This is a genomic window from Mucilaginibacter sp. PAMB04168, assembly GCF_039634365.2.
In the GTDB taxonomy this organism is placed as follows: Bacteria; Bacteroidota; Bacteroidia; order Sphingobacteriales; family Sphingobacteriaceae; genus Mucilaginibacter.
Genome location: NZ_CP155079.2, coordinates 4,782,849 through 4,807,690, shown reverse-complemented (window position 1 = coordinate 4,807,690; position 24,842 = coordinate 4,782,849). Strand labels below are relative to the sequence as shown.

24 protein-coding genes are annotated in these 24,842 nt (G+C 43.7%); 15 read left to right on the top strand and 9 right to left on the bottom strand.

Annotated elements, in window-relative coordinates; translation table 11 throughout:
- Positions 1 to 83 precede the first annotated feature (83 nt).
- Entirely contained in the window at positions 84 to 1,454 is a 1,371-nt protein-coding gene (locus tag ABDD94_RS20360; RefSeq protein ID WP_345953767.1) for a hypothetical protein, read from the bottom strand.
- Between the two features lie 186 nt (positions 1,455 to 1,640).
- Here ABDD94_RS20360 and ABDD94_RS20355 point away from each other — a divergent pair, with 186 nt between their 5' ends.
- Together ABDD94_RS20355 and ABDD94_RS20350 are read left to right on the top strand one after the other, a co-directional pair.
- A complete protein-coding gene (locus ABDD94_RS20355) occupies positions 1,641 to 2,585 on the top strand; it encodes a GNAT family N-acetyltransferase (RefSeq protein ID WP_345953766.1) in 945 nt (314 codons plus the stop codon).
- Positions 2,586 to 2,705: 120 nt separating this feature from the next.
- On the top strand, positions 2,706 to 5,132 hold the full coding sequence (locus ABDD94_RS20350; RefSeq protein WP_345953765.1) for an AsmA family protein: 2,427 nt from the start codon (positions 2,706 to 2,708) through the stop codon (positions 5,130 to 5,132).
- Between the two features lies 1 nt (position 5,133).
- On the opposite strand, the gene ABDD94_RS20345 is transcribed toward ABDD94_RS20350, so the two are convergent.
- Positions 5,134 to 6,006: a PfkB family carbohydrate kinase gene (locus ABDD94_RS20345; RefSeq protein WP_345953764.1), complete on the bottom strand. Its 873-nt coding sequence runs from the start codon at positions 6,004 to 6,006 to the stop codon at positions 5,134 to 5,136.
- A gap of 257 nt (positions 6,007 to 6,263) precedes the next feature.
- Between ABDD94_RS20345 and ABDD94_RS20340 the strand changes: the two genes are divergently transcribed.
- The 6 genes from ABDD94_RS20340 to ABDD94_RS20315 all read left to right on the top strand — a co-directional run bounded on the left by ABDD94_RS20340 (position 6,264) and on the right by ABDD94_RS20315 (position 9,858).
- Positions 6,264 to 6,542, top strand: coding sequence for a hypothetical protein (locus ABDD94_RS20340; protein WP_345953763.1), 279 nt, complete (start codon positions 6,264 to 6,266; stop codon positions 6,540 to 6,542).
- Positions 6,508 to 6,681, top strand: coding sequence for a hypothetical protein (locus ABDD94_RS20335; protein ID WP_345953762.1), 174 nt, complete (start codon positions 6,508 to 6,510; stop codon positions 6,679 to 6,681). Before ABDD94_RS20340 ends, ABDD94_RS20335 begins: the two co-directional genes overlap by 35 nt.
- A 126-nt stretch (positions 6,682 to 6,807) precedes the next feature.
- Entirely contained in the window at positions 6,808 to 8,289 is a 1,482-nt protein-coding gene (locus ABDD94_RS20330; RefSeq protein WP_345953761.1) for a HAMP domain-containing sensor histidine kinase, read from the top strand.
- A gap of 3 nt (positions 8,290 to 8,292) precedes the next feature.
- Positions 8,293 to 8,985, top strand: coding sequence for a response regulator transcription factor (locus tag ABDD94_RS20325; RefSeq protein WP_345953760.1), 693 nt, complete (start codon positions 8,293 to 8,295; stop codon positions 8,983 to 8,985).
- A 68-nt stretch (positions 8,986 to 9,053) separates the two neighbouring features.
- Positions 9,054 to 9,524, top strand: coding sequence for a 2'-5' RNA ligase family protein (locus ABDD94_RS20320; RefSeq protein WP_352432879.1), 471 nt, complete (start codon positions 9,054 to 9,056; stop codon positions 9,522 to 9,524).
- A gap of 37 nt (positions 9,525 to 9,561) precedes the next feature.
- Positions 9,562 to 9,858: a Dabb family protein gene (locus ABDD94_RS20315; protein ID WP_345953759.1), complete on the top strand. Its 297-nt coding sequence runs from the start codon at positions 9,562 to 9,564 to the stop codon at positions 9,856 to 9,858.
- Positions 9,859 to 9,914: 56 nt separating this feature from the next.
- Here ABDD94_RS20315 and xth read toward each other — a convergent pair whose 3' ends face one another.
- On the bottom strand, positions 9,915 to 10,697 hold the full coding sequence (gene xth / locus ABDD94_RS20310; protein WP_345953758.1) for an exodeoxyribonuclease III: 783 nt from the start codon (positions 10,695 to 10,697) through the stop codon (positions 9,915 to 9,917).
- 190 nt (positions 10,698 to 10,887) lie between these two features.
- On the opposite strand from xth, the gene ABDD94_RS20305 reads away from it, so the two are divergent.
- Both ABDD94_RS20305 and ABDD94_RS20300 read left to right on the top strand, forming a co-directional pair.
- A complete protein-coding gene (locus ABDD94_RS20305; RefSeq protein WP_345953757.1) occupies positions 10,888 to 11,463 on the top strand; it encodes an NlpC/P60 family protein in 576 nt (191 codons plus the stop codon).
- A 111-nt stretch (positions 11,464 to 11,574) separates the two neighbouring features.
- Entirely contained in the window at positions 11,575 to 12,861 is a 1,287-nt protein-coding gene (locus ABDD94_RS20300) for an MFS transporter (RefSeq protein ID WP_345950275.1), read from the top strand.
- Positions 12,862 to 13,071: 210 nt separating this feature from the next.
- On the opposite strand, the gene ABDD94_RS20295 is transcribed toward ABDD94_RS20300, so the two are convergent.
- Positions 13,072 to 14,082, bottom strand: a complete 1,011-nt coding sequence (locus tag ABDD94_RS20295) for a dipeptide epimerase (RefSeq protein WP_345953756.1) — start codon at positions 14,080 to 14,082, stop codon at positions 13,072 to 13,074.
- 124 nt (positions 14,083 to 14,206) lie between these two features.
- On the opposite strand from ABDD94_RS20295, the gene ABDD94_RS20290 reads away from it, so the two are divergent.
- Positions 14,207 to 15,196, top strand: a complete 990-nt coding sequence (locus ABDD94_RS20290; protein WP_345953755.1) for a hypothetical protein — start codon at positions 14,207 to 14,209, stop codon at positions 15,194 to 15,196.
- 99 nt (positions 15,197 to 15,295) lie between these two features.
- Here the strand turns inward: ABDD94_RS20290 and ABDD94_RS20285 are convergent, their stop codons facing one another.
- Together ABDD94_RS20285 and ABDD94_RS20280 are read right to left on the bottom strand one after the other, a co-directional pair.
- Positions 15,296 to 15,907, bottom strand: a complete 612-nt coding sequence (locus ABDD94_RS20285) for a rhomboid family intramembrane serine protease (protein WP_345953754.1) — start codon at positions 15,905 to 15,907, stop codon at positions 15,296 to 15,298.
- Positions 15,908 to 17,656, bottom strand: a complete 1,749-nt coding sequence (locus ABDD94_RS20280; protein WP_345953753.1) for a M14 family zinc carboxypeptidase — start codon at positions 17,654 to 17,656, stop codon at positions 15,908 to 15,910. It lies immediately after the preceding gene.
- A 123-nt stretch (positions 17,657 to 17,779) separates the two neighbouring features.
- On the opposite strand from ABDD94_RS20280, the gene ABDD94_RS20275 reads away from it, so the two are divergent.
- The 4 genes from ABDD94_RS20275 (at position 17,780) to ABDD94_RS20260 (ending at position 22,426) form a co-directional block, all read left to right on the top strand.
- Positions 17,780 to 18,565: a DUF1835 domain-containing protein gene (locus tag ABDD94_RS20275; RefSeq protein ID WP_345953752.1), complete on the top strand. Its 786-nt coding sequence runs from the start codon at positions 17,780 to 17,782 to the stop codon at positions 18,563 to 18,565.
- 118 nt (positions 18,566 to 18,683) lie between these two features.
- On the top strand, positions 18,684 to 20,513 hold the full coding sequence (locus tag ABDD94_RS20270; protein ID WP_345953751.1) for a PDZ domain-containing protein: 1,830 nt from the start codon (positions 18,684 to 18,686) through the stop codon (positions 20,511 to 20,513).
- A complete protein-coding gene (locus ABDD94_RS20265) occupies positions 20,513 to 21,820 on the top strand; it encodes a M20/M25/M40 family metallo-hydrolase (protein ID WP_345953750.1) in 1,308 nt (435 codons plus the stop codon). The genes ABDD94_RS20270 and ABDD94_RS20265 overlap by 1 nt, the downstream gene beginning before the upstream one ends.
- Positions 21,821 to 21,904: 84 nt before the next feature.
- Entirely contained in the window at positions 21,905 to 22,426 is a 522-nt protein-coding gene (locus ABDD94_RS20260; RefSeq protein WP_345953749.1) for a GNAT family N-acetyltransferase, read from the top strand.
- Here the strand turns inward: ABDD94_RS20260 and ABDD94_RS20255 are convergent.
- From ABDD94_RS20255 to ABDD94_RS20245, 3 genes are all read right to left on the bottom strand, one after another.
- Positions 22,401 to 22,850: a hypothetical protein gene (locus tag ABDD94_RS20255; RefSeq protein ID WP_345953748.1), complete on the bottom strand. Its 450-nt coding sequence runs from the start codon at positions 22,848 to 22,850 to the stop codon at positions 22,401 to 22,403. The genes ABDD94_RS20260 and ABDD94_RS20255 overlap by 26 nt on opposite strands.
- A gap of 27 nt (positions 22,851 to 22,877) precedes the next feature.
- On the bottom strand, positions 22,878 to 23,372 hold the full coding sequence (locus ABDD94_RS20250) for a GNAT family N-acetyltransferase (protein WP_345953747.1): 495 nt from the start codon (positions 23,370 to 23,372) through the stop codon (positions 22,878 to 22,880).
- Positions 23,373 to 23,503: 131 nt separating this feature from the next.
- Positions 23,504 to 24,784 carry a replication-associated recombination protein A gene (locus ABDD94_RS20245; protein ID WP_345953746.1) on the bottom strand — a complete coding sequence of 427 codons (1,281 nt, stop codon included), beginning with the start codon at positions 24,782 to 24,784 and terminating at the stop codon, positions 23,504 to 23,506.
- Positions 24,785 to 24,842: the final 58 nt, after the last annotated feature.

Here is a 24,842-nt window from a genome sequence, read left to right as displayed (position 1 = left end):
TGTTTAGCAGCATATTTTTTCATGGAATCTGTATGATAATTGTTGCATAAACAATTATCATACAGGTGATGCTAAAGACCTCTTTACTGCTTATAAGTACGCTTTAACCAGGCATCCGGTACGGGGATAATGCAAATGTTCATGGCCCTTCCATCAGCCGATAACATGGCCGATTGGATTTCAATACGTGTACCATCCGGACTAAAGGTTGGGTGCGGGTGGTCGGCCGCGGTGGTTTTATGCCCGGTAGAGAGCATCATCATCTCACTGGTGTGACGGTCGATAAGATATATGCTCCGCGAAAAATCATCACCTACGGCCCAGCGCCCATCTTTTGAGCCGCCCACATGCCAAAGACCGCTACCGCTTGGTGTTTGTCCAGCAATGGTCATTTCGCGTGTACGCAGGTTTACAATGCCCAGTCCGGTAGGTTTTTCGCGCGTGCCCGATGGTCCCCACGCTGCTTCCTGACCAGGATTGGCGCCACCTACCGGAGTGCCGGCTGCAGCATCGCCTGTACCTGGCACTTTGCGGTGCCCCATAATAGCAATGGCTACCTCATCAGGCGTTATAACGGCTTCATGGGTAACCCACTCATATTGGCTTTCGGGGTATAAGGGTCGTAAGCCGCTACCATCGGCCTTAACTGTCCAGGTGCGTTGTGGTGATTTGCCTCCCGTTTCCCAGCAAAATACAATTTCGCCTGGTACCCAGGGGTTAACCTGTATATGTCCAATCTGAAAAGGAACGGATACAATGTATTTAATTTCGCCGGTTTTTACATTCATGCTGGCCAGGCCGTTAGGGCCGGCGCCCATATTACGCGGACCGAAAGTGCCCTCCACTTTGGCATCAGCAGCCAAATGTTTGGCAGCTTCAGTGCGTCCAACATGGAAGTATACTTTATCTTCATCGGCATCCAACGCCATGTCGCCACCTGCACCCATTTCGGCCGGTATGGTTCCGCAAACGCGTTGATAGGTGCTGGCCGGTTGCATTTTGCCGGCTTTACTGTCGGTTAATACTTTGGCCAAATCAACTTCAACCACCTCCAAGGGACGCCCGCGGCCGGGCCCTTCGGTTGCCGGGCCAACATTACGCATATGATACAACTTCATTGATTTACGTGCCAGGTTCAGCATACCGGTATAGCCTCCTTCGGTTATTTGAACTATATCGCCATACTTTTCATTAACTGCCATGGCTTCTCCTTTTGCACGATTGGAGCGAAATACCAGCCATTGCCCGTCTGCCGTCCACTGCGGATGCGTTTGGTAAATTTTAGTGTCACCAGCGGGTGTGCTGGTCAGAAAGGTTAGCATTACACCGGTAACCGGATCTTTAACAACTTTACGCTCCGACGGAAAACGTTTGCCGATTTGCGCCTGGGCGGCAGATGCAAATACTACTGCAGCGCAAGTAGCAGCCAAAAACAAGTAAGGTCTTATTTTCATAGTAGGTATGTGATGCCTGTACGTGATTGAGATACATACGGCTTAATTGGTATCACTAAACTACAATTAAAACATGAGCTGATAACATCATTCAGGACAGTACAGGTTACTATAGTTGTACGAGCATAATCTCAAATTTTGATTATTGGTTTTTATTTACGTAATTTCCTACGTAATTTAATAAGTATGGATATTTTCGATAAAATGGGTAAGATGGCACTAGGTAGCCGTCTGCGCCGCTTGAGCGAAACACTTACAGAGCAAGCCGGTAAAGTGTATGAATTATACAATATTGCTATGCAACCCAAGTGGCTGCCGGTCTTTTATGCACTCTCTATGGGTGAAGAAAAATCAATCATGCAGATTGCGCAGGAGATTGGCCACTCTCACCCATCGGTAAGCAATATTGTAAAAGAGATGATTCAGGATGGTATTGTATCAAAAGGCGGGAATGATACAGACGGCCGTAAAAACTTTGTAAAGCTTACAGAATTGGGCCTGGCCATTAATGAACGGATACAAGATCAATATGCTGATGTAAATGCAGCTGTTGAAAATGCACTGCAAAAAACGCAATACAACATTTGGAAAGCGATTGAAGAGTGGGAATACCTGTTGGCACAGAAAGACCTGCTCAAACGTGTGCAGGATGAAAAAAAGCTGCGTGAAAGTAAAGAAGTAGAAGTAATAGCCTATCGTCCGGAATGGAAGCTAGCTTTTAAGCAACTTAATGAAGAGTGGATAACCACCTATTTTAAAATGGAAACTTCTGATTATAAATCATTGGATCATCCGGAAGAGTATATTCTTGATAAGGGTGGATACATACTTTTTGCTTTATATCAAAACGAACCTGTAGGTACGTGTGCGCTTATTAAAATGGAAAACCAAACCTATGAATTAGCAAAAATGGCTGTATCGCCTAAAGCAAAGGGCAAAGGTATAGGCTGGCTGCTGGGCAATGCTGCTATAGAAAAAGCCCGCCAAGCCGGTGCCGATAAACTTTACCTGGAAAGTAATACTGTCCTGAAACCAGCCATTAATCTTTATCATAAGCTGGGCTTTAAAAAGGTTACAGGTATACCCTCTCCTTACGAGCGTTGTAATATACAGATGGAACTTAGCTTGTAAGTAATGCGCGTTTAGCCTAAATAAAATTATTTGCTGGAACTAACCGCTCTTCGGTTACACCCTTTGAGGCGGTATCAAACAAATCAACCACTTTCAGGCTTCTATAATAAATTGCGCAAAATGCCTAAGTGGTTAAAAATAGTTTTAAAGGTTGTAGCAGGTATAATTCTTTTGTTTGTATTGCTTTCTGTAGGGTTGCTGATTTATATCAACACTAATAAAGGTAAAGTACTTACGCTTATCACCAGTACCCTTAACAAGAATCTGGATGGTAAGTTAACCATAGGCGATATGGAAACTACTTTTTTTAAGGGTTTCCCCGGAATATCGGTAACGCTCAAAAACGTGCTGATTAAAGACAAGCGCTGGCCTGAGCATCGGCACACCCTATTAGATGCCAAAGACTTTGATGTCTCTATAAACACAGCTTCCTTACTGCGGGGCACCATTCGGATAAGTAATATTGACATTAGCAATGCCGCAATCGACTTATATAAAGATAGTACCGGCTATAGCAATACTTCTGTCTTTAAAAAGAAGAAGCAGCAACCTAAAACGGAGCAAAGTGACGACGGCGGCAGTTCGGCCGAGTTTGGAAAGTTCACTTTAAAAAAAGTAAGCTTTGCCGTAAACAACCAAAAAAATAACAAGCTTTTCCAGTTTTATATCAACCAACTGGCCGGGAAAATGAATTATCCCGACACAGGCTGGCGAGCCGATTTGCAATTGAACGTTTTAACAAAGAGCTTGGCATTTAATACTTTAAAAGGAACCTTTTTAAAAGACAAAACCATTGCAGGGCAAATGATTGCCGGATACAATGAGGATAACGGCAAAATTAAAGTTACCTCCAAAAATCTGACTATAGGTCAGGATCCATTCCAGATCAACGCTTCATTTATGACTGCTAAAAAGGAAACTGAGTTTAAAATACTGGTTATAGCTAACGAGATAACATGGCGAAATGCTTCGGCACTGCTGGCCGAAAACATAAGGATAACGCTTGATAAATTTAACCTGACCAAGCCTATAAAAATCAACGCAAAAATTGCCGGCAGCTTTGGTGGCGGTGATCCGTTGTTACATGTAACAGGAAACATACGAAATAACACGCTGAGTATACCTGGCGGCAAAATTGACAGTTGTAGCTTTGATGCCGAATTTAACAACCATGCTGCGGCAAACAAAGGCTATGACGATGAAAATTCAACCATAAGGCTTTTTCGGTTCTCGGGCAGGTATAATCATTTGCCATTTGTAATTGATACCGGGAGCATCATTAACCTTAAAAAACCTATTGCTACAGGGAATTTTCAAGCCAAGTTCCCGCTTGCTAATTTGAATTATACTTTTGGCGATGTGGCCAAGTTTACCAGGGGAACAGCTAACGTAAAGCTACGCTATAAGGCAGATGTGGTTAACTACCGCCTGAATAAGCCTGTAATTGCCGGACTAATTAGCTTTAAAGATGCTGATGCAGTCTATCTGCCTCGTAATCTTGCCTTTAAAAACACCTCATTATCTCTTAATTTTATTAAAGATGATTTGATACTTAACAACATAAGGCTGCAAAGCGGGCATAGTGTAGTAACGATGGAGGGTAGGGTAAACAACTTTTTAAACCTGTATTACAACGCACCGGAAAAGATCTTACTCACTTGGAATATCAAAAGCCCTGAACTTAGATTAAATGAGTTTTTAGGATTTCTGGCTGCCCGCAGGCGCGTAAAGGCCAGTGCGGCACCACGGGGAAATAGTGGCAACGTTGTTGACCAGTTAAGTAACGTTTTAGATAAGGGGAACGCTGAAATGCACATGGAAGTAGCCAAGGTGTATTATCGCAAGTTTTTGGCTACCGATGTCAAGGCCGATCTGATTACCACATCTGATGGTGTTATTCTCAAAAATGTTGGTGTAAAGCATGCAGGTGGCTCTCTGCAACTTAATGGGCGGGTAACACAGGGCGATGCCTTAAACCGTTTTGCATTGAATACTACTGTTTTAAATGTAAACATCCGTGAGTTTTTCCAATCTTTTAGCAACTTTGGACTATCAACACCTACTTATGAAAACCTGAAAGGCTTTCTTTCAGCAAAAACCAGCATTACTGGCGGGGTGACCGACAAAGGCGATCTGGTGCCGCGTTCAATAAACGGTACAGTGAATGTAAGCTTGCGCAATGGGGCACTGCTTAATTACGAGCCGCTGATAAAGGTGGGTAAGTTCGCTTTTCCTTTTCGTGATTTAAAAAACATTGAGATACCAAAACTGGATGCTCATTTTGACGTACGCGGCGAAAAGATCTTTATCCGACCAATGCAATTTAGTTCAAGTGTACTGAATGCCGATATAGCAGGCGTTTATGCCCTAACCAAGGGTACTGACATTGCGCTGGACATACCGCTTCGTAATCCTAAAAAAGATGAGGATATAACCGACAAGGAAGAATTACAAAAACGCCGGTTTAAAGGCATTGTACTGCACCTGGCCGCCCGTGACGACGAGAACGGCAAAATAAAAATTGGCTGGAACAAGGATCACAAATAGGCTATAGGCTTAGCCTCATAAAATTGAGTACATCCTGCTCTGTCCCGGTAAATGGTCCTGATGTTGCAATTTTAAGACTGGCCATCGCTGCGCCAAACTCACCCGCTTGCTGAATATTAGCACCCTTACTGCGTTGATATAGATAACCGGCCATGTAAGTGTCGCCGCAACCGGTGGCATCTGTTACTGCTACAGGCGGGTAAGCGGGAATGGTATAAAAATGGCCATCGCTCAAAATAACCGAGCCCATGCTGCCTAAAGTAACCACTACTTCTTTTACGCCCCACATGGCTAACATTCGGCCACCTTGCTCAATGCTTTTACTTCCTGTAAGTACTTCCAGTTCTGCTTCGTTCGCTTTCAGTATGGATACATATTGCAGCGCTTCCTGCTTCTCAGGCCAATCAATGGCGTGTACCTCAAAATTACGCACTTCGCGCAAGTAGCCCTGCACATCAAGCGATACCTTTCCTTTACTAGCCAAATATTTGATAACGGCAATCGGCATATCATCAGCCAGTAGTGGCCCTAAGTGAAATGTTCGGGCATTAACATCCTGTAGTTGTTCAACCATAAATGGATCGGCTTTTTGAAGTACGCGTTGGGTGCGGTGATCTTGGTTAGCTGCATAAATATTTTCGAAGTATACTGAGTGCTTACTGGGTAAAACTTCAACAGGTATCCCTTTGGCACGAAGTTCATTTACCACCGGTAACTCACTTTCTCCAACGGCAGTTATGAGTTGGTAAGCTATATGCATACGGCTCAGCGCATGTGAAAAATAGTAAGATGTACCGCCGGCTAAATACCGTTCGTTTAGGTTGTGAACAACTTTATCGAGGGTAATATGCCCTATACAGCAGAGGTGGAGCATGATAGTTGATTGATGAACAATACAATGTTAAGGTATGGAAGCCAGTATCGCAACGACTTTAAGTTATAATTGCATAACAAGCCGTTGATTTAAGCGCTATTATTTAATATATTAGTTGACTAAACTTTATAAAATTACCAAAGCAACCCATCCGGCTCAGGCATTACGTCACCATTAAACAAACTGTTAAAAGTAAAATGGGCAGTGAAGTATCTGAATTGTGCAATCGTGTATGGAATTAAACCCTTACATTAAACATGGCCAAACTAACAGATACTTCTAACCCTGCCGCCGTAAACGAATATATTACCAAACTTAACGAACCCGCTCAGTCACTGGTAAAAGCCATCAGGCAGGTAATTTTATTAGCCAGTGATCAAATTGGCGAACAGATTAAATGGAACTCGCCCAGCTTTTTTTACACCGGCCACATGCAAGCTTTTAATGCTAAGGAGTACAAGAGAGACCTTATTGTACTTAACCTGCGGCAAAAAAGATCACTTGCTGCTCATTTTTCCTACCGGCGTCACCATTGAGGATACGACCGGGCTGCTGGAAGGTGACTATGCCGATGGCCGGCGCATGGTAAAGATATTCTCGATGGAGGATTTGGAGGTTAAGCAAGAGGCCTTGCAGCACATAATTAAGCAGTGGTTAGAGCTTATAGAGACGTAATGCAGATTGCTATTTTTGCTTTTTAGATCATGCGTTCATTATTGTTTCTTAAATAGTGTTAACGTATGTTAACAGAAATCCAACTTGCTGATCAGTGAAGATATATTCGGTCAAAAATTAAATTTTATGAAATGGAAAATGACTGTTTTGACCATTATACTTACCGCATCGGTAATTGGAACCCTGGTTTTTCAGATAGACTGGGTGCATAAAACTTACCTGTACGAACATGGAAGAATTCGTAATCAGGTGCAAAAAGCATTAGCCGGTGCCCTAAACAAGTTTCATGCAGAATATAATGACGAGGTTGCAAAGTTGATTCAGCCTAAAATAATCGCTTTTAATCGTTATGCGGGCGAAATTTTTGTGGGTAATGACTCTCTTATCATTCATCTCAACCGCGATAGCCTGCCCTTGGCCGGTATTCCGGAAGTGCAAGATGGTCAGGCTACCTATATAGGGCGTGTTAAAGTTATTCTTCCAACAAAAAAACTTAAGTATAGTGCACTAGGTACAGCAGCTGAAAATAAAAGAGCCTTAGATACGCTGAAAAAGTTATTCCCCGTACCTGCCAATTTATGTTCGCCATTGTATTTCAAAGCAGATAGTGCAAAGATAATGCGTTACTTCTATGCTAATCTGGCAAAAGCAAACATTGCAGATGTAACGCGATTTATTCAGCCATTATTTATGTGTTCAAGCGGTGAATGGGTTCCGCCAAAGTATGAGGGCTTTATAGCTTACCGGGCATCAGGAACCATAGCTTATACCAGCGGCAAACGCTGGATGTCCGTTAACTTCCATACCAATCCTGTTAAAATTATTTCGGGCATGCTTGTTCAGGTGCTATCGTCTGTGGTATTGCTGGTTATTACTACAATTACCTATATCTCCATGATGCGGACTATTTTGCGACAAAAGCGCCTGGCCGACATGAAAGACGATTTTATAGACAACATGACACATGAACTGAAAACCCCGATCGCTACCATATCGGCCGCTATTGAAGGGATGCAAAGCTTTAATGCATTAGCAGACAAGGAAAAGACCGCCCGATACCTGGAGGTGTCGAGAAACGAACTGAGCCGGTTAAACGATATGGTCACTAAGGTGCTCAACATATCGGCATATGAGCAAAAGAACCTTAGCCTTCATATAAAGGAGGTAGATGTGCTTCATGTGTTACAAGATATTGTTAAGGCCGAAAAGTTGCGAGCGGTTAAACAGGTGGATTTTTCGGTCAGCGTTCCAGATGCAATGAAGAACATACAAGCCGATCCTGATCATTTGAGAAATGTGCTGGTTAACCTGATTGACAATGCCATTAAATATTCTGGGGAAACGGTTCAAATAGCTATTAGGTGTTATCAGGAAAATAACTTTACCTTCCTCAGAATGACCGATAATGGAATAGGGATACCTGCTGCAGATATACCTTACATTTTTGATAAGTTTTACAGAGTGCATACCGGTAATGTTCACAACGTAAAAGGTACTGGTTTGGGCCTCAGCTATGTAAAGTATGTTGTAGAAGCGCACGGTGGTTATATCACTGTTAAAAGTAACGTTAACCAGGGTAGCGAATTTACCATAGCATTGCCTTTATAACCGATGGATTATACTGTTCTTTTAGCCGAAGATGAGCTGGCACTGGCCCACATTGTACGGGAGAGCCTAGAGGAAAGAAATTACAAAGTGATTTTATGCCCTAATGGCGAGGCTGCGTTACAGCAGTACAAAAAATGCCGTCCTGATGTTGTAGTGCTGGATATCATGATGCCGTTGATGGACGGGTTTTCGGTTGCGCAGCAAATCAGAATTAATGATAAAAAGACACCTATCATTTTTCTAACGGCAAAATCGCATACTAAAGATGTTGTGGCTGGCTTTGAGTTGGGTGCTAACGATTATTTAAAAAAGCCGTTCAGCGTTGAAGAATTAATTGTTCGGATACAGGTGCAGTTGAGTAAGCAAGGCGTTTTAGAAGTTAAAACGGCTCTTCGTGATGAAGAGGTATTCAGGTTTGGCAATTTTGAATTTATTTCGCGCAAAAACAGCCTGATCTATGGTTTGGAAATTAGTTCGCTCACCTCGCGCGAGAGTGAAGTGTTGAAGGTGTTATGCCAAAACCAGCAACAGATAGTGAACAAAACTCAGCTGTTAAACAACCTTTGGGGAAGCGACAGCTTTTTCAATGCCCGTAGCTTAGATGTATTTATTACGAAATTACGCAAGCGTTTATCTGCCGATCCATCCGTTCAGATCATTAACGTAAGGGGCGTAGGGTATAAGTTAGTTTATTAAAGGCCCGTTCCTCGTATCATTGACAGGCATTATGTGGATAAGATGTTGACACTTTAGCTAATTTTATAGTGAATTGTGCAAAGGAAAAAGACATTATCAGATGGTTTGGCAACCAAGCTAGCTTTTCTCTACCAACTTGTATTAGGTTAGACGGCTTTGGGCATTTTGACTCTCACACTATATTTGTAAAAGTACCCACCCAAGAAGCCATAATTAACTTAGTCAATCAGCTAAAGTCAAAATTCAGTTCTAAATTGAAGTCTTTTAAAGGGCACCCACCATACTTTTCCAACAATCTCCATATTACAGTGGCACGGCGCACAAATATTCAACAATTTAACGGCGCATGGCTATTGTATGAAAAAGCAGGTTTCCAGGCCTCTTTCTATGCAACCGAAATGCTACTTTTAAGACGCCCTGTGTTTTGCACTGCGTCAAATGAGTTACAGCTTATCCAGAATAATTATGAAGAGGTCGCTAAATTTCCTTTTGAAGGGAAGTCTAACTTCGGAATACAAACATTATTACCTATAAATTAACACCTAGTCAATCGTATATTAGCCGAAAATATTAGTTATGATTGCACACCACGTTTTATTCTGGCTTAAGACCGATACTACCGACGACAAGAAGCAAGCTTTCCGTAAAGGTTTAGAAAGCCTGCAAGGAATTGAAGTTGTGAGAACTATTCACGTAGGGACACCGGCACCTATAGAGCGCGCCGTTGTAGATACCACCTACACGTTTAGTTTGGTGCTGTTGTTTGATGACTTAGCAGCCCACGATGTTTACCAGGTACACCCCATACATAAGGCTTTTTTGGACGAGTTTAGGGTATATTTTGATAAAGTAGTTATTTATGATGCCCAGTAGCATTTGTTAAAAGTAAAGCCTTCAATGCGTATTGAAGGCTTTACTTTTTTGCCATATTATTTTTCTTTTAACTGAATCCAAACCGGCGCATGGTCGCTGGTTTTTTCCCATCCGCGTACGTGGCGGTCTACACCCGCGGTGGTAAGGCGGCCTGCCAGCTTAGAGTTCAGCAAAAAATGATCAATTCGCAAGCCTGCATTACGACCGTAAGCGTTACGGAAGTAATCCCAAAATGTGTATATCGTCTCATCCGGGTAAAGTTTGCGTAGAGCATCTGTCCAGCCTTGTGCTACCAGTTTTTGGAAAGCCGCACGTGTTTCGGGTCTAAAAAGCGCATCGTCCAGCCAGCGTTCGGGTTTATACACATCCTGCTCGGTGGGCATTACGTTATAGTCGCCTGTAAGTACTACCGGAATATCTAACGTATATAACTTAGCGGCGTGGGTAATTAAACGCTCAAACCAGCTTAATTTATAATCAAACTTTGGACCAGGGGCGGGGTTGCCATTGGGTAAGTAAAGGCAACCAATTAATACACCGTTCACCACGGCTTCCAGGTAGCGGCTATGCTCGTCGGTCTCATCGCCGGGCAGTTCGCGCCTTACTTCCTTTATCTCCGTGTCGGTGCCACGGGCTAGGATGGCCACGCCGTTCCAGCTTTTCTGCCCGTGCCAAATAGCATTATAGCCTGCATTGCGTATGGCTTCTTCCGGAAACTTATCCTGCGGCGCTTTTAGTTCCTGCAGGCAAACCACATCTGGTGCCGACTCATCGAGCCAGCGCAGCAATACCGGTAGGCGTCCGTTAACACCGTTTACATTATAGGTGGCAATTTTCATGGTTCATATTGATAGATATGCCAAGTTAACTATAAAAACTGAGCCAATGTTTAAACAGGGCAGGGTTTGCTTTTATAAAATACTTATGTTGCCACTTTTGCAATAATAAGAAACACTGTCATCATTTGCTTCTCCTCTGCAGTATATCAATGCGTACAAAACAATAGCATAACTTGCATGTCTGTAAGTTATGCCGTTACGATACATTATACTTGCTTTAGCTTTCCTTGTGCTTTCGTGCAATCAGCCAGGCAGCCAGGTATCTACAATAGCATCGGGGCGTTTAGCGGCCGCAGATTCAGGGCAGCAGTCAACAACCTTCACCAGCAATGCTGGGCCTATCACCTCCATAAATACAGGCAAAACCACGCCGGCTCAACTCGTCGCCTTTGCACGTACGCTTACGGGCATTACTTATAAGTATGGGTCTGTTAATCCACAGGAAGGGTTTGACTGTTCGGGTTTTATTACGTATACTTTTAACCACTTCAACATTGCGGTACCCAGAAGCTCGAAAGACTTTACCAACGTAAAAGAACCTACTGAACTTAAGCATGCAAAACCTGGCGACCTCATCCTTTTTACAGGTACCGATAGCACGCAGAAAGTTGCGGGTCATATGGGCATCATTGTAAATGCCGGCGATAGTATAAGTTTTATTCACGCTACATCGGGCAAACAATATGGTGTTACCGAAACACCGCTGAACGCTTACTACCAGGGCCGGTATTTAAAAACGATCAGGGTTTTTTCGCAAAACCACTAAAAGCCGGCAGGTCAATTTGACTCGATACCCTGCATCCGGACACAAATTGAAAAAAGGTAAACCTGTGCCCTTATAAATGCGTTAAATTTGCAACGCATCAAAATATCAATTGTGGAAGAACGACAGGAAGCACCCGGTAAAAAAGATTCATTTGCGGCATTACGCTATAAAGATTTTCGCGCATACATTGGTATGCGTTTCTTTTTTACACTGGCCTACCAAATGCAGGCCGTTGTAATAGGCTTTTATATTTACCAAATTACGCATAGTAAACTGGCCTTAGGTTATATAGGCTTGTGTGAGGCTATACCGGCCATTAGTATTGCCTTATACGGTGGTTACATTGCCGATAAGTATGAAAAGCGTAAACTTCTGTTTCTCATATTTTCGGTAGTACTGTTTGCATCGCTCACCATTTTTGTAGTTACGCTTCAAAGCATGAGCCATTTGGTACATGCCGGCTGGGTTGTTCCCACTATTTATGTGATGATTTTTCTTAATGGGGTAGCCAGGGCTTTTTACGGGCCGGCCACTTTTACCATTTACGCGCAAAGCATTCCTAAAGAGCTTTATCCTAATGGGAGCACGTGGAGCAGTTCTGCATGGCAAATTGCTACTATTTTGGGGCCTGCTATAGGTGGGTTAATATTCGGAAGCTTTGGTATTACGCCAACCTTTATCATCATCAATGTTCTGCTGCTTATTTCGCTGGCGCTGGTATATATGCTGCGTAAATATCCACCTGTTTATATCCCTAAAGAAAATATATGGCAAAGCTTATCGGCCGGAATCAACTTTGTGTTCCGGAATAAAATGATGCTGGGCGCAATGAGCCTGGATTTATTCTCGGTATTTTTTGGCGGTGCTATTGCGCTTCTGCCCGTGTTTGCCCATGATATTCTAAAGGTAGGCTCAGAGGGCTTAGGTATTATGCGGGCTACATCTTCGTTAGGCGCGGTGTTAACCATGCTGGTCATGACTCGCTTTTCGCCCATGAACCGGCCTTGGCGAAACTTGCTTATTGCCGTAGCCGGATTTGGTTTGTCTATCCTCTGCTTTGGCTTATCTAAAAGCTTTTATATTTCGCTCATCTTCCTGTTTACAGAAGGCATGTTCGACAGTGTTAGTGTAATAATCAGAAGTACGCTAATGCAACTGTTAACACCCGACGAGATGCGCGGGCGGGTATCTGCCGTAAATTCAATGTTCATTGGCTCATCAAACGAGATTGGTGCCTTTGAATCGGGTTCTACAGCCGAATTAATGGGTACGGTGCCATCCGTTATTTTTGGCGGATGTATGACTTTGCTGGTGGTAACCGTTACCTTCTTTAAAACGAGGAATTTAATCCCTGCCAAATTGAGCGATATTAGTAGCCCTACAGAAAAAAATGTTTAAGTCTTGAATGAGACTTTTGGCTAACAATTGCAGATACAAAGAAGTCTCTGTATTGTTAGCTATGCTTTTAAGGCGAGGTTATACAGGGCTTAATGAACTTAACGTTCAATAACCTTTCATGCAGTACCAGCAGCTCCATTGTGCATTGCAGGTTAATATGGCTTTCAGAGAAAAGATATCGGCTTAATAGGCTAATCTTTTAAAATGAGTTTACATCCTCAATCCTAACCCAGCATCTTCATTCAATAACCATTTACCTTCCTTAAATTCTGGCATAGCGAACGGATTATTACTGGTAAGCAAGGGGCCGTCCAGATCGGCCCAGTCGCACTGGGGAGCCAGGGCGGCGGCGGCCAGGGTGGCGCAACTGGTTTCGCTCATGCAACCTATCAATATCTTCATATCCAACTGGCGGGCCTTGTCAATCATTTGTTTTGCCTCGTACACTCCGGCCGATTTCATTAATTTAATGTTAATGCCATGATACACCCCATGCGCTTTGTTCACATCGGGCAGGCGTTGCACTGCTTCATCGCCTAAAATAGGGATGGGGCTGCGCTCGGTAAGCCAGGCGTTGCTATCAGGATCGGTTTTGGACATGGGTTGTTCTATGAGTTGTACACCTTGTTCATGCAGCCAGTGTACCAGGTCAAGGCTCTGTTCGCGGTCGGTCCAGCCCTGGTTAGCATCTACGTATAAAGGTACGTCGGTTATGGAACGTACAATATCAATAAGTTGCTTGTCATCACTGCTGCCTAATTTTACTTTAATGGCTTTATAGCCCGCTGCCTCTTGTACTTTTTGGGCAAAGATATCGGGTGAATCTATACCGATGGTATAACTGGTTACCGGCATCAGGGCGGCATTACTACCTAGTAACTGCCAGCTCGGCTTATCCAGCAACTTGCCTTCCAGATCGTGTAAGGCCATATCAATAGCCGCTTTAACAGCCGGGTTGCCCGGCGCTATGCTATCCAGGTAAGGTATGATCTCGGCATAGTTGAAAGGAAACTTCAATTGTTTAACATCCACCTTTTGCAGAAACGATACCGCTGTTTCTATGCTCTCGCCCATGTACGGCACCATCGAGGCTTCGCCGTAGCCGGTATAACCCTCATGCTCCAGTTGCAGTAGCATAATGGGGGTTGAGGTGCGCGAAAACTTAGATATAGTGAAACGGTGCTTTAGTTGCAGCTCAAAAGGTTTAAATGTTAATTTCATATCAAAAATTAAAGCTAGTAAATAAGTTAGAGCTTGCAGGATTTTAGTTGAATTTAACTTGCTTTAGCTAAAGAATGACATACGGTTTAACTTTTAACCGCTTACTAGCTCTATCTTTGCAGCAATGGCGGCATCAATTTATAATCCTTTTACCCGTTTTAATTTTAGCAACCGCAACTGCTTTTTAACCGGACAAACTTTAAGCACCGAAGAGGAAAAGATACAGGTCTTCCCCGCATGGCTCATGAGCCGTTACCAGCTCGAAGACAAGGTGATTAAACTGCTGGACGAAAGCTACGTTGGCTATAAAGACCTGAAGATACCTTGTGCCGCCGCCATAAACGAACAGTATATCACACCCTTGGAAACTGAGGTAGAAGCTGCTTTTGCCAAAGGATACGAAGGCGTAAAGCAACTCGATCCGCTTACTATGTTCCATTGGGCAGGCAAATTGCTTTACGGTATTATTTTTAACGAAATGCAGGCTGGCATCAGGCAGCAGCATGCACAGGGTGAGGTTTTCAATTTATCACAAGCGCTTACACACAAGTTTGGTAATCTGCACCTTATGTTGCAAAGCCTTAAATTGCCCATTGTTTTTGATGGCTTTATGCCTTTTAGTTTTTTTCTATTCAAGGTAAACAATGCCGAAAATGAGTTTGCTTACCGTGATGAGATCAATACGCTGACGATTTCACTGCGTGTGCAGGATTTTGGGCTGATTATTTGTTTACAGGATAATGGTGTTAATGGCCGGTACCATCAGCAGATATGGGAGCAGCTTAAAAATGACACCTTGCACCCCATCCAGTTTGAGGAATTCAGCGCCCGTGTATTTTATTCGGCTTTTTTATTTAACCGCCTGCCCGAGTATGAAATTTTGCCTGTAGCAGATGAAATATTTATTGAAGCCGCACCACTGCGCGGTACCAGCAGCAGGCCAACCTTTGATGAATGGACTAATAAAACCTATGGACAAGTGCTGGAAAGCTTTTGGAAAAAATGGGGTTTCCTGTTGCTCGAGATCATAAAGAACCCTGAGCAACCCATGAGCTTTTTGTTTACACCAGATGGGCATAAAATAGGTGCCGAGGCGGTTGACTTGCCGTTATAAGCAGCGCTTTAAACTTTACGTTGCCGCCCTGCAACCACAGTAGGGGATAATTAGTTAGCACTAAGGTTCCAGGTTGTCATATTTTAAACCACGTGATGCTTACAACCCCATCTGTTCTAAAAATACTTTTACCACATCATGGTAAAGCAGTATGGTTATCATGATGCCGCTCAAAGCACCGTAAAAGTGGGCGTCGTGGTTAATGCTGTCACGGGATTGCCTGGAAGCGTAAACGCAATACACCAGATACAAAATGCCAAATATATAAGCCGGTATTCTGAATGGAAAAGGGAAAATGCCCATCTCGGTTCTTGGGCTAAACATAATATAGCTAAATACAACGGCACTAATAGCACCCGATGCCCCAAGGCTATGATACCCGTAATGATCTTTATGTTTACTAATGGTAGGCAAATCGCTTAATACCAGGCTGGCAATATAGAGCAGGGCAAATTGCCAATGGCCCAGCCAGGCCTCGAGCTGGAAGGCAAAGAAGAAGAACGACCACATGTTAAACAGCAAGTGCATCCAATCGCGATGTATAAAGCCGCTGGTAATCACGGTCCAAACTTTTTCGCCGCGGGCTATGCTGTAAGGGTGCAGCATAAATTCGCTGTAAACCCTGTCATTATAAAAGGCCAGGAGCGATAATAAAATGTTTAAAGCAAACAGGGCCGAGGCCACCGGTGCCAGTTCTAAATAAGGCTGCATTTATTGTAAATCAAGTTTAGTATCAGTTAATAATCGCCCAATTGGGTAACGCATATAGGTGTTTTCAAAAAACGGCGAATTACGGTAAACGTAGTCCAGCTGTGCCGCTGCACTTTTGGCTAGCTGGGGGTTCTTTGCTTTTTCATCCTCCAGCTGCTTTTGCAGCTCGGGGTGTTTCTTCAGATAATCAAAAGCAATATCCTCAAACACATAGTCCGAATAATGTTCTTTCTGGCTCAGCATCGAGTCGAAAAATCCCCAGGCAAAAAATGAGTCTACACCCTGTGGTTCCAATGTTTCTATAATATAACGGTTAATAGCCTGATTGGTATACACCACGTAATCACCCTGGTAAAATTTCACACTGTTATTATCAACTGGGTTTAGCTTGACGCTGTTGTGCAGGTAGTGCCCCTCATAAGGGCGGGCGCCGGTTTTGTAATCGCCAATGTAATAAGTTTGTACCGTAAGCGTGGTATCATGGGCAAGCCGGCGCATGGCTACCTTATTAAGCTTAAACAGATCAATAATTTTACCCCATGCCTGCGGTATAATGTAGGCCACCGGCTTACTGGCCATAATGCCGGCTTTATAAGTGTTATAATACTTAATTTGCTTGGTAAAAGGCTTGCTGCGGTCGTAGTATAGCCGGTTCAAACCACTAATGTTACTGAGTTTATAGCCAGCCTGGTAGCCTTTAAAAGCGATCATGTCAAACTTTTGCTCATCTAACGTCCAGGTAAGCGCAAAGGTTTTTTGTTGCTTTACCTGCTCATTGGCTTTGCGTTTCAGTTCGCCAATCTGTTGGGCATCACGCTCGCAAATATCAACCAGGTGCTGCATAAATGCGTAGGTGGCATACACTTTTTTATCATACGGTTTCAACATGTGTGTTTCCGTTACGTAGCTGATAATGTTGTGCTGTACTGTATATCCGGTCGAAAAACGCGGCGTTTCTAAAAAAGCAACAATGCCCGAGTCGGGTGTGGTTTTTAGGCTTTCCACATAAGGCACCATTTCATAGCCGCTTTTTTCCATCCGCTTGTACAGCTCCGGCGATAACGTTTTGGAAGTATACTCTGCCAGCAGGGGGTGCTGCTTGTCTTTTTGTGTTTCAATCAGCGTCATCACATACTGGTAATCGGCGCCGTTGCTGGCATGGTTATCTAAAAATATATCCGGTTGCCAGGCGTTCAGAATCTGCATAAATGCCAGCGCATTGCGGCTGTCAGCCTTTATAAAATCGCGGTTCAAATCCAAGTTACGGTAGTTTCCTCTAAAACCGTAAGCACGCGGCCCGTTCTGGCTAATGCGTGATACACCGCGGTTTAAGCTGCCATCAATATTGTACACCGCAATAAAGCACAATACCACATCTTTTGGCAACTGCTTGTTTTTGAGTAGGTCGCGCACCAGCATCATACTGGCGTCAATACCCTCCGGCTCGCCAGGGTGTATGCCGTTGTTAATTAAAATTACCCGCTTGTTTTGCTGCTTAATTTTAGCCGCATCAAAAACGCCGTCTTTTGATAATACCACCAGCGTTAAGGGCTTGCCGACATCGGTTGTACCGTAATTAAACAATTTTATTTGCTGCGGATATTGCTTAACCAACTTGGGGTAATACGCCATTACCTCGGCGTAAGTGGCCGTGTAGTTTTTGTCTTTACTTAGCTCGAAAGGAGTGAGCTGGGCATAGGCCTGATGCGATAGTACGCCTATACCGAGCAACAAAAGCAGCTTTTTCATACGGCGTTAAAGATAAGTTTTTGTTCAATAGTTCATTTGTAAATAGATGATACACTTTGTATAAATGAAAACAACTTATCTAAAATAGACTTACCTTACCATAAGCAATGAACCAGTGAACAAATGAACCACTTACACATTATAAACGGCGATGCAACTTTAAATGGCTTTAACCAAACCGGGCTCGACGGCGATGTGCTCGTATGGCGCGAGGTTTTCTCGGAAGGGCCACTTGCAGTAACGCTGGATGCGGAGTTTTGGAGCAAGCGGGCCGAATTTGTTGCCCAAACTTTTAAAGACGCACCCGGTAATTATCAGGAAATGATTTTGCAAGAACTGGAAAAGCTGAGCGAACCTTATGAAGATATTACGCTTTGGTTTGAGTTTGATTTGCACTGCCAGGTAAACCTGCTGGGCATTATGCAACTGCTGCAACAGCATGTTGATCTTTCTGTACCGCAAATATACCTGGTGTGCCCGGATGACTTTCCGGATGTGACCAACTTTAAGGGAATGGGGCAGTTAAATGGCGAACAGTTAGAGTCTCTTTATGATAATCGCCTGCATTTAACCGATTATGACTTTACATTGGCAACCGAGGCTTGGCAAAAATATATAACGGGCAATGCCCATGAACTGCAGCAATGGATTGACGAAAATCCTTTTTGGGGAAGCATGCACCTGTTAAAACCCGCCCTGCAAGCTCATGTAAAACGCCTGCAACAAAACGAAGATGGAGTAGGCCACATTGAGCAAAAGCTATTGCATATCTATAAAAATGGAAAAAGCGGCCGCACTGCTATATTTGAGTCCTTTAGTGACGAGTTGCCTATTTACGGCATGGGCGATGCCGAAGTGGATATCTACCTAAACCGGCTAATCAATAAAGGCTTAATTGCGCTCGAATAATCTTCAGGCCAAAACCCTTGATTGGCGTTACTGCTTTATGAATCGCCCTGGTCAAATCATAAAATCACTTACATATCTGCCTTTTTTATCCTAATTTCAGCGCAGTAATTGCGTTCACATGAAAAATCTTTACTTATCGGCGGCCGCCCTGTTATTGTCGGCCGCTGCTTTTGCCCAAAATGATATTACCTATACCGTATCTTTTCCTAATGTTGCCCATCACGAAGCTGAGATCAGCATGCGGGTACCGCAAGTGCCGGCAGGCGTAATGCGTTTTCGGATGAGCCGCTCATCACCCGGCCGTTATGCCACGCACGAGTTTGGCAAGAACATCTATAACGTTAAAGCTTATGGCGAAAGGAACGTGCCCCTTACTGTTAAACAGGTTGAAGGCGACGTTTACGAAATAGCCCAGCATGGCACTACCGTTATTGTTAACTATACCCTGTTTGGCAATCATATGGATGGTACCTATGTAGGTATTGATGGCAATACGGCACATTTTAATATGCCCGCAGCATTTGCCTGGGTAATGGGCATGGATAAACGCCCGGTAAAGTTTAAATTTTTAGATACCGAGAAATACGGCTGGAAAGTAGCTACCCAATTAAAGCCGGAGGCTGATGGCGTTTACTCGGCACCTAACTTGCAGTACATGATGGATAGCCCTACCTCGTTAGCGGCTTACAAAACTTACAGTTGGGATATCAGCAATCCGGGGGGCAAACGTCAAGCTATACATTTAACCTCAAACAGCAGTGATGACCAGGCCACGGTTAATGCCTTTGGCCAGATGGTAAAGAAAATTACCTTAGAGGCGCAGGCTGTTTTTGGCGAATTACCTGTGTATGATTATGGCAATTATGTGTTTTTACATGATGTAGCCGAAAGCAATGCTGGCGACGGCATGGAGCACCGCAACTCCACCAGTATTGTGCAAACTACGCCTAAAATTGCCGGTAACGAAAATCGTTTGCTGGGCACTTTCTCGCACGAGTATTTCCATAGCTGGAATGTAGAACGTATCCGTCCAAAATCGTTAGAGCCGTTTAATTTTGAGCATGCCAATATGAGCAGTGAGCTTTGGTTTGCTGAGGGCTTTACCCAGTATTATGGCGAGTTACTGCTGGTTCGTGCCGGCTTGCGTAACGCCGATGGCTATAACCGTACCATTGCCGGCCTGGTAAACACTGTACTTAACACACCTGCGGCAGCACGTTACTCACCTGCACAAATGAGCCGCTATGCGGTTTTTGCCGATGCCGGTGTATCTATTGATCAGAATAATAACGCCAACATTTTTACCAGCTATTATACTTACGGTGGTGCTACTGCACTGGCCCTTGATTTACGCTTACGCAGCGAGTTTAAGCTAACACTTGATGATTATATGCGCGCCGTGTGGCTGGCACATGGTAAGCCCGAAAAGCCTTATACCATTCCTGATCTGCAAGCCGTATTGGCCTCGGTAACCAAAAATACAACCTTTGCGGCTGATTTCTTTAATAAATATATTTACGGTTTCGAGAAGAATAACTACGAACAACTGCTGGATAAGGCAGGCCTGGTACTGCGTAAAGCACAGGCAGGCAAGGCTTGGGCCGGTGCATTACGTGCCAATCCGGTTGCTGGTGGCTTATTGGTTGAGGGCAGCACGGTTATGGGTACGCCTGTCTATAATGCTGGTATTGATGCCGGTGACCTGATCATGACTGTTGACGGTAAAGAGGTTAAAGACCAGCAAGCTTATATGGACATTATTAATGGAAAAAAGCCAGGCGACAAGGTTACTTACACTTATAAAGACCGCACAGGTAACCACGAGGTTACCGTAACGCTGCAGGAGAATCCCATGTATGATGTGGTAACCTATGAAACAGCAGGGAAAGAACTGTCGGCCGCACAAAAAGAATTTCGTAACCAATGGTTGAGCACTAAAGTAAAATAATGATGAGAAAAAGAAATATAATAACCCTGGCCTTGTTGGCCGCTGGTTTAAGCAGCCAGGCGCAGGATGTAAATAAACTGATTGATCAGAAAGACGTAGAACGCATTATTAAAACCCTGAGCGCTGATGATATGCAGGGGCGCGGTACTTTCACTCCGGGTATTGATAAGGCTGCAACGTTTATTGAAAGCGAATTTAAAAAAGCAGGTTTACAGCCTTTAACAGGTTTAACCAGTTACCGCCAAGGCTTTACGGCTTACCGTACCAGTGCCGTGCAAAAGCAAGTTAAGCTTGATGGGCAAATGGTGCCTGAGGCTAACGTGGTGGTTATTGCAGGCGCTAATTTTGATTGGAATAATAATACGGATGTGCAAGTAGCCCGCATAACTGCCGAACAGAATTTTCAGCAAGAGTATCGTACCTATATCCGTAGTGGTAAAAAAACATTGCTTATCATTGATCCTAAATTTGGAGAGACTTTCGGGTTTTTGAAAGAGCGTTTTAACAGCAATGTTAACATGCAGGCTCCTGCCGGCACCGGCACGCAGCAGGTAGTAATGGTATTGGGTATCTATGATAATGTAAAGTTGTTTGAGGTGAACTATAAAACCAAGACCGATAATCCCAGCTTGTTTAATGTAGCCGGTATGATACCCGGCAAAAGCAAGCCTAATGAGTATGTGGTTTTCTCGGGCCACTATGACCACCTGGGCATTATCAAACCCATGGAAGGTGATAGTATTGCTAACGGGGCTGATGATGATGCGTCAGGTACTACAGCCATGATAAGCCTGGCCAAGTATTACAAAAAGTTGAACAACAACGAACGTACCCTGATCTTTGTAGCTTTTACAGCCGAAGAAATTGGTGGCTTTGGTTCGCAATATTTTTCTAAACAGCTTGACCCGGAAAAAACGGTAGCTATGTTCAATATTGAGATGATTGGCAAGACTTCAAAATTTGGTCAGAATACGGCATTCATTACCGGTTACGAGCGGTCGGATTTTGGCGAGATACTACAGCGCAACCTGCAAGGCACTGCCTTCACTTTTCATCCTGATCCGTATCCGCAGCAAAACCTGTTTTACCGCAGCGATAATGCCACGCTGGCCCGCCTCGGTGTACCGGCACATACCATATCAACCGACCAAATTGATACAGACAAGTTATACCATAGTGTTGATGACGAGTTCAGTTCGTTAGATGCAGCCAACATCACCGCTACCATTCGCGCCATTGCACTAAGTTCGCGCAGTATTGTGGCCGGTAAGGATACGCCTAAGCGTATTGCCAAGCTGGAAAGGTAATCTCTTACTGTATAGAGCATCAAGCCACTCATTTACGAGTGGCTTTTTTTATTACGTTTGCATTTACTTAACCTTTACACCTTTATGGCTGTTGTGCTGGAGACCGAAAGGCTCATACTGCGGAGATTTACCATGGCCGATGCGCCGTTTATAGTTGAATTGCTAAACAGCCCAGGCTGGCTGCAATACATTGGCGACCGCGACATCAAAACCGTTGCACAGGCACAAAGTTATCTGTTAAACGGGCCGCTTTTAAGTTATGCGGCTCACGGCTATGGCTTATATATGATCGAGTCAAAAAACGGACATCAGCCTATGGGCATGTGTGGCTTGCTCAAACGGGAGTATCTTGATCATCTGGATATTGGCTATGCCCTGCTGCCGCAATATGAAGGTTACGGCTATGCGCAGGAAATAGTAGCGGCCACTATGCAGTATGCATTTACCGAACTTAAAGTTGAAGCTTTAGCAGCAATTACAATGGTCGAAAATACAAAGTCGATCAGGCTGCTTTGTAAATTAGGCTTTGTTCAAAACGGCACTATTAATGCCGGTGGCGATAAAGAATTATTGTTATTTATCAGAAGTGCTCAAACAGATAAATGATATTGTTGACCCCGCTAGCTGTAGGTACGGCAACAGTATATTTTAAACGTTTTTCGCTCAGCTCAAGCACGGTATAAGTAACGCCTGCAATGGTTATCTTCCGATTAGTCTTATCAAAAACAAAGTTGCTTTTGCTATTTTCGGACGGATTGCAAACGGTGTTTTTAAAATCAATAAACAGTTCGTTACTTTTTGAAAACGCATATACATCATCCTTCTGGCAGTCTTGTACGGCATAGTATACGTTGTTTCCTGTTTTAAGATTGGTTGACGTGTTGCTATCGTTAAGCGTCAGCATCCATGCATCGTTAATTAATGCATCCATGCTGAATTCTTCTATGGTCTTTTTTTCCTCTTTTTTGCAGGACGCCAGGGTTAAAGATACAAGCGAAATAATAATGATAAATATTTTAGGTTTCATCATACTAAGCTAAATATTGATTTCTTTAAATCAAAGATTTCTGCGCATTACATAATCGTTCATCCAGTATGGACCGATAGCAACATCCTCTTCATATGCTACGTTAAAGCCCATTTTTTCGTAAAAGGATTTTGCGTTATTATTGCGGTTCACGTTTAGTTCCAGCACTTGCTTGCCTGCTTGTTTTACCTCATTAGTAACGGCTTCCATAAGTATTTTGCCATAACCTTTGCCTTGGGTTTTGGGCAGGCAGTACAGCTTGTGTAACTTATAAATTTGGGCATCATCCTCGCGCGGCGAGTAAGCCGCAAAAGCTACCGGTTCTTCATCCTCTTCCAATATCAAATATTGTTGTATGCCGCTTTCTATTTGTTCGGCAATTTTGTCTGATATATAAATAGCCTCCAGCATATGAGTAATCTGCTCAGTAGAAAGAATATCACGGTAGGTTGGCCACCAGGTTTGGTGTGCAATTTTTACAATACAATCGGCATCGGCCATTGTGGCGGGGCGTATCACGGGCATAGTACTAAGTTAAAATTAATAGTAAGCAATTAGTACACCAAGTTTATGGCTTACAAAAGTCTTTAGCCTACACAAATACAAATTAACATGGCCTATTTCAAAACGCAGGGCCAAAGCAATTATAAGCGTAATTAGTACTTATACCGGTTACCCCACAGCTTGCGCAGCTTTTCGCGAGCTTCGTTCTCGCGGGCATTGTTGCCCGGGTCGTAAATTTTGGTGCCTTTAATAGTTTCGGGCAAAAAGTCTAGGTCAGTAAAATTACCCTCATAACTGTGCGCATATTTATAATCCTTACCGTAGCCAATGTTTTTCATTAGCTTAGTAGGTGCGTTGCGCAGGTGCAGGGGCACAGGTAAATCGCCGGTTTGTTTTACCAGCGCCATGGCGGCATCAATAGCCATATAGCTGGCGTTGCTTTTGGCCGATGTAGCCAAAAAGACGGCAGTTTGTGAAAGAATGATCCGTGCTTCGGGCATACCTATCACCCTAACAGCATCAAAACAGCTTTGGGCTAGCAATAGCGCATTAGGGTTAGCGTTCCCAATATCTTCCGATGCTAAAATAAGCATGCGGCGTGCAATAAACGATGGGTCTTCGCCGCCTACCAGCATGCGGGCCAGCCAGTATACGGCGCCATTAGGGTCACTTCCCCGCATGGATTTAATAAAGGCCGAAATAATATCGTAATGCTGCTCGCCAGCCTTGTCGTACAAGGCCATATTTTGCTGCACGTTTTCCAGCACGGCGTTGTTAGTTACTATAATCTCCGGCGCATCCATGGCGTTAATAAGCAGCTCAAAAATATTGAGCAGCTTGCGTGCATCGCCGCCCGAAAGGCGCAGTAAGGCTTCGTGTTCCTGTATGGTGATGTTTTTAGTACGCAGAACCTCGTCTTCACGCATTGCTTTTTGCAGCAGATTTACCAAATCGTCTTCATGCAAATGCTGCAATATGTAAACCTGGCAACGCGATAATAAGGCTGATATAACTTCAAATGAAGGGTTTTCGGTTGTAGCGCCAATTAGCGTAACAATACCCCGCTCTACTGCACCCAGCAGCGAATCTTGCTGTGACTTGGAAAAGCGGTGTATCTCATCAATAAAAAGTACGGGTAAAGTTTGACCGCCCTGCTTAAGCAGGGCCGCTTTCTCAATCACTTCCCGTACATCTTTAACACCCGAATTTATAGCGCTTAACGAAAAGAAAGGGCGTGATAAGCCTTGCGAAATAATATATGCAAGCGTAGTTTTACCCACACCAGGAGGTCCCCAAAATATCATGGACGGTAAATTGCCCGACTCAATAGCCTTACGCAGTACTGCTCCCGGGCCCACCAAATGCTTTTGTCCCACATAGTCGTCCAACGATTTCGGACGCATACGCTCAGCTAACGGGGGGAGGTTATTCATGAAAGTAAAGTTCGGGATTGTTGGAGTGAAATCCTAATAACATTAGTATGGTTGTTTA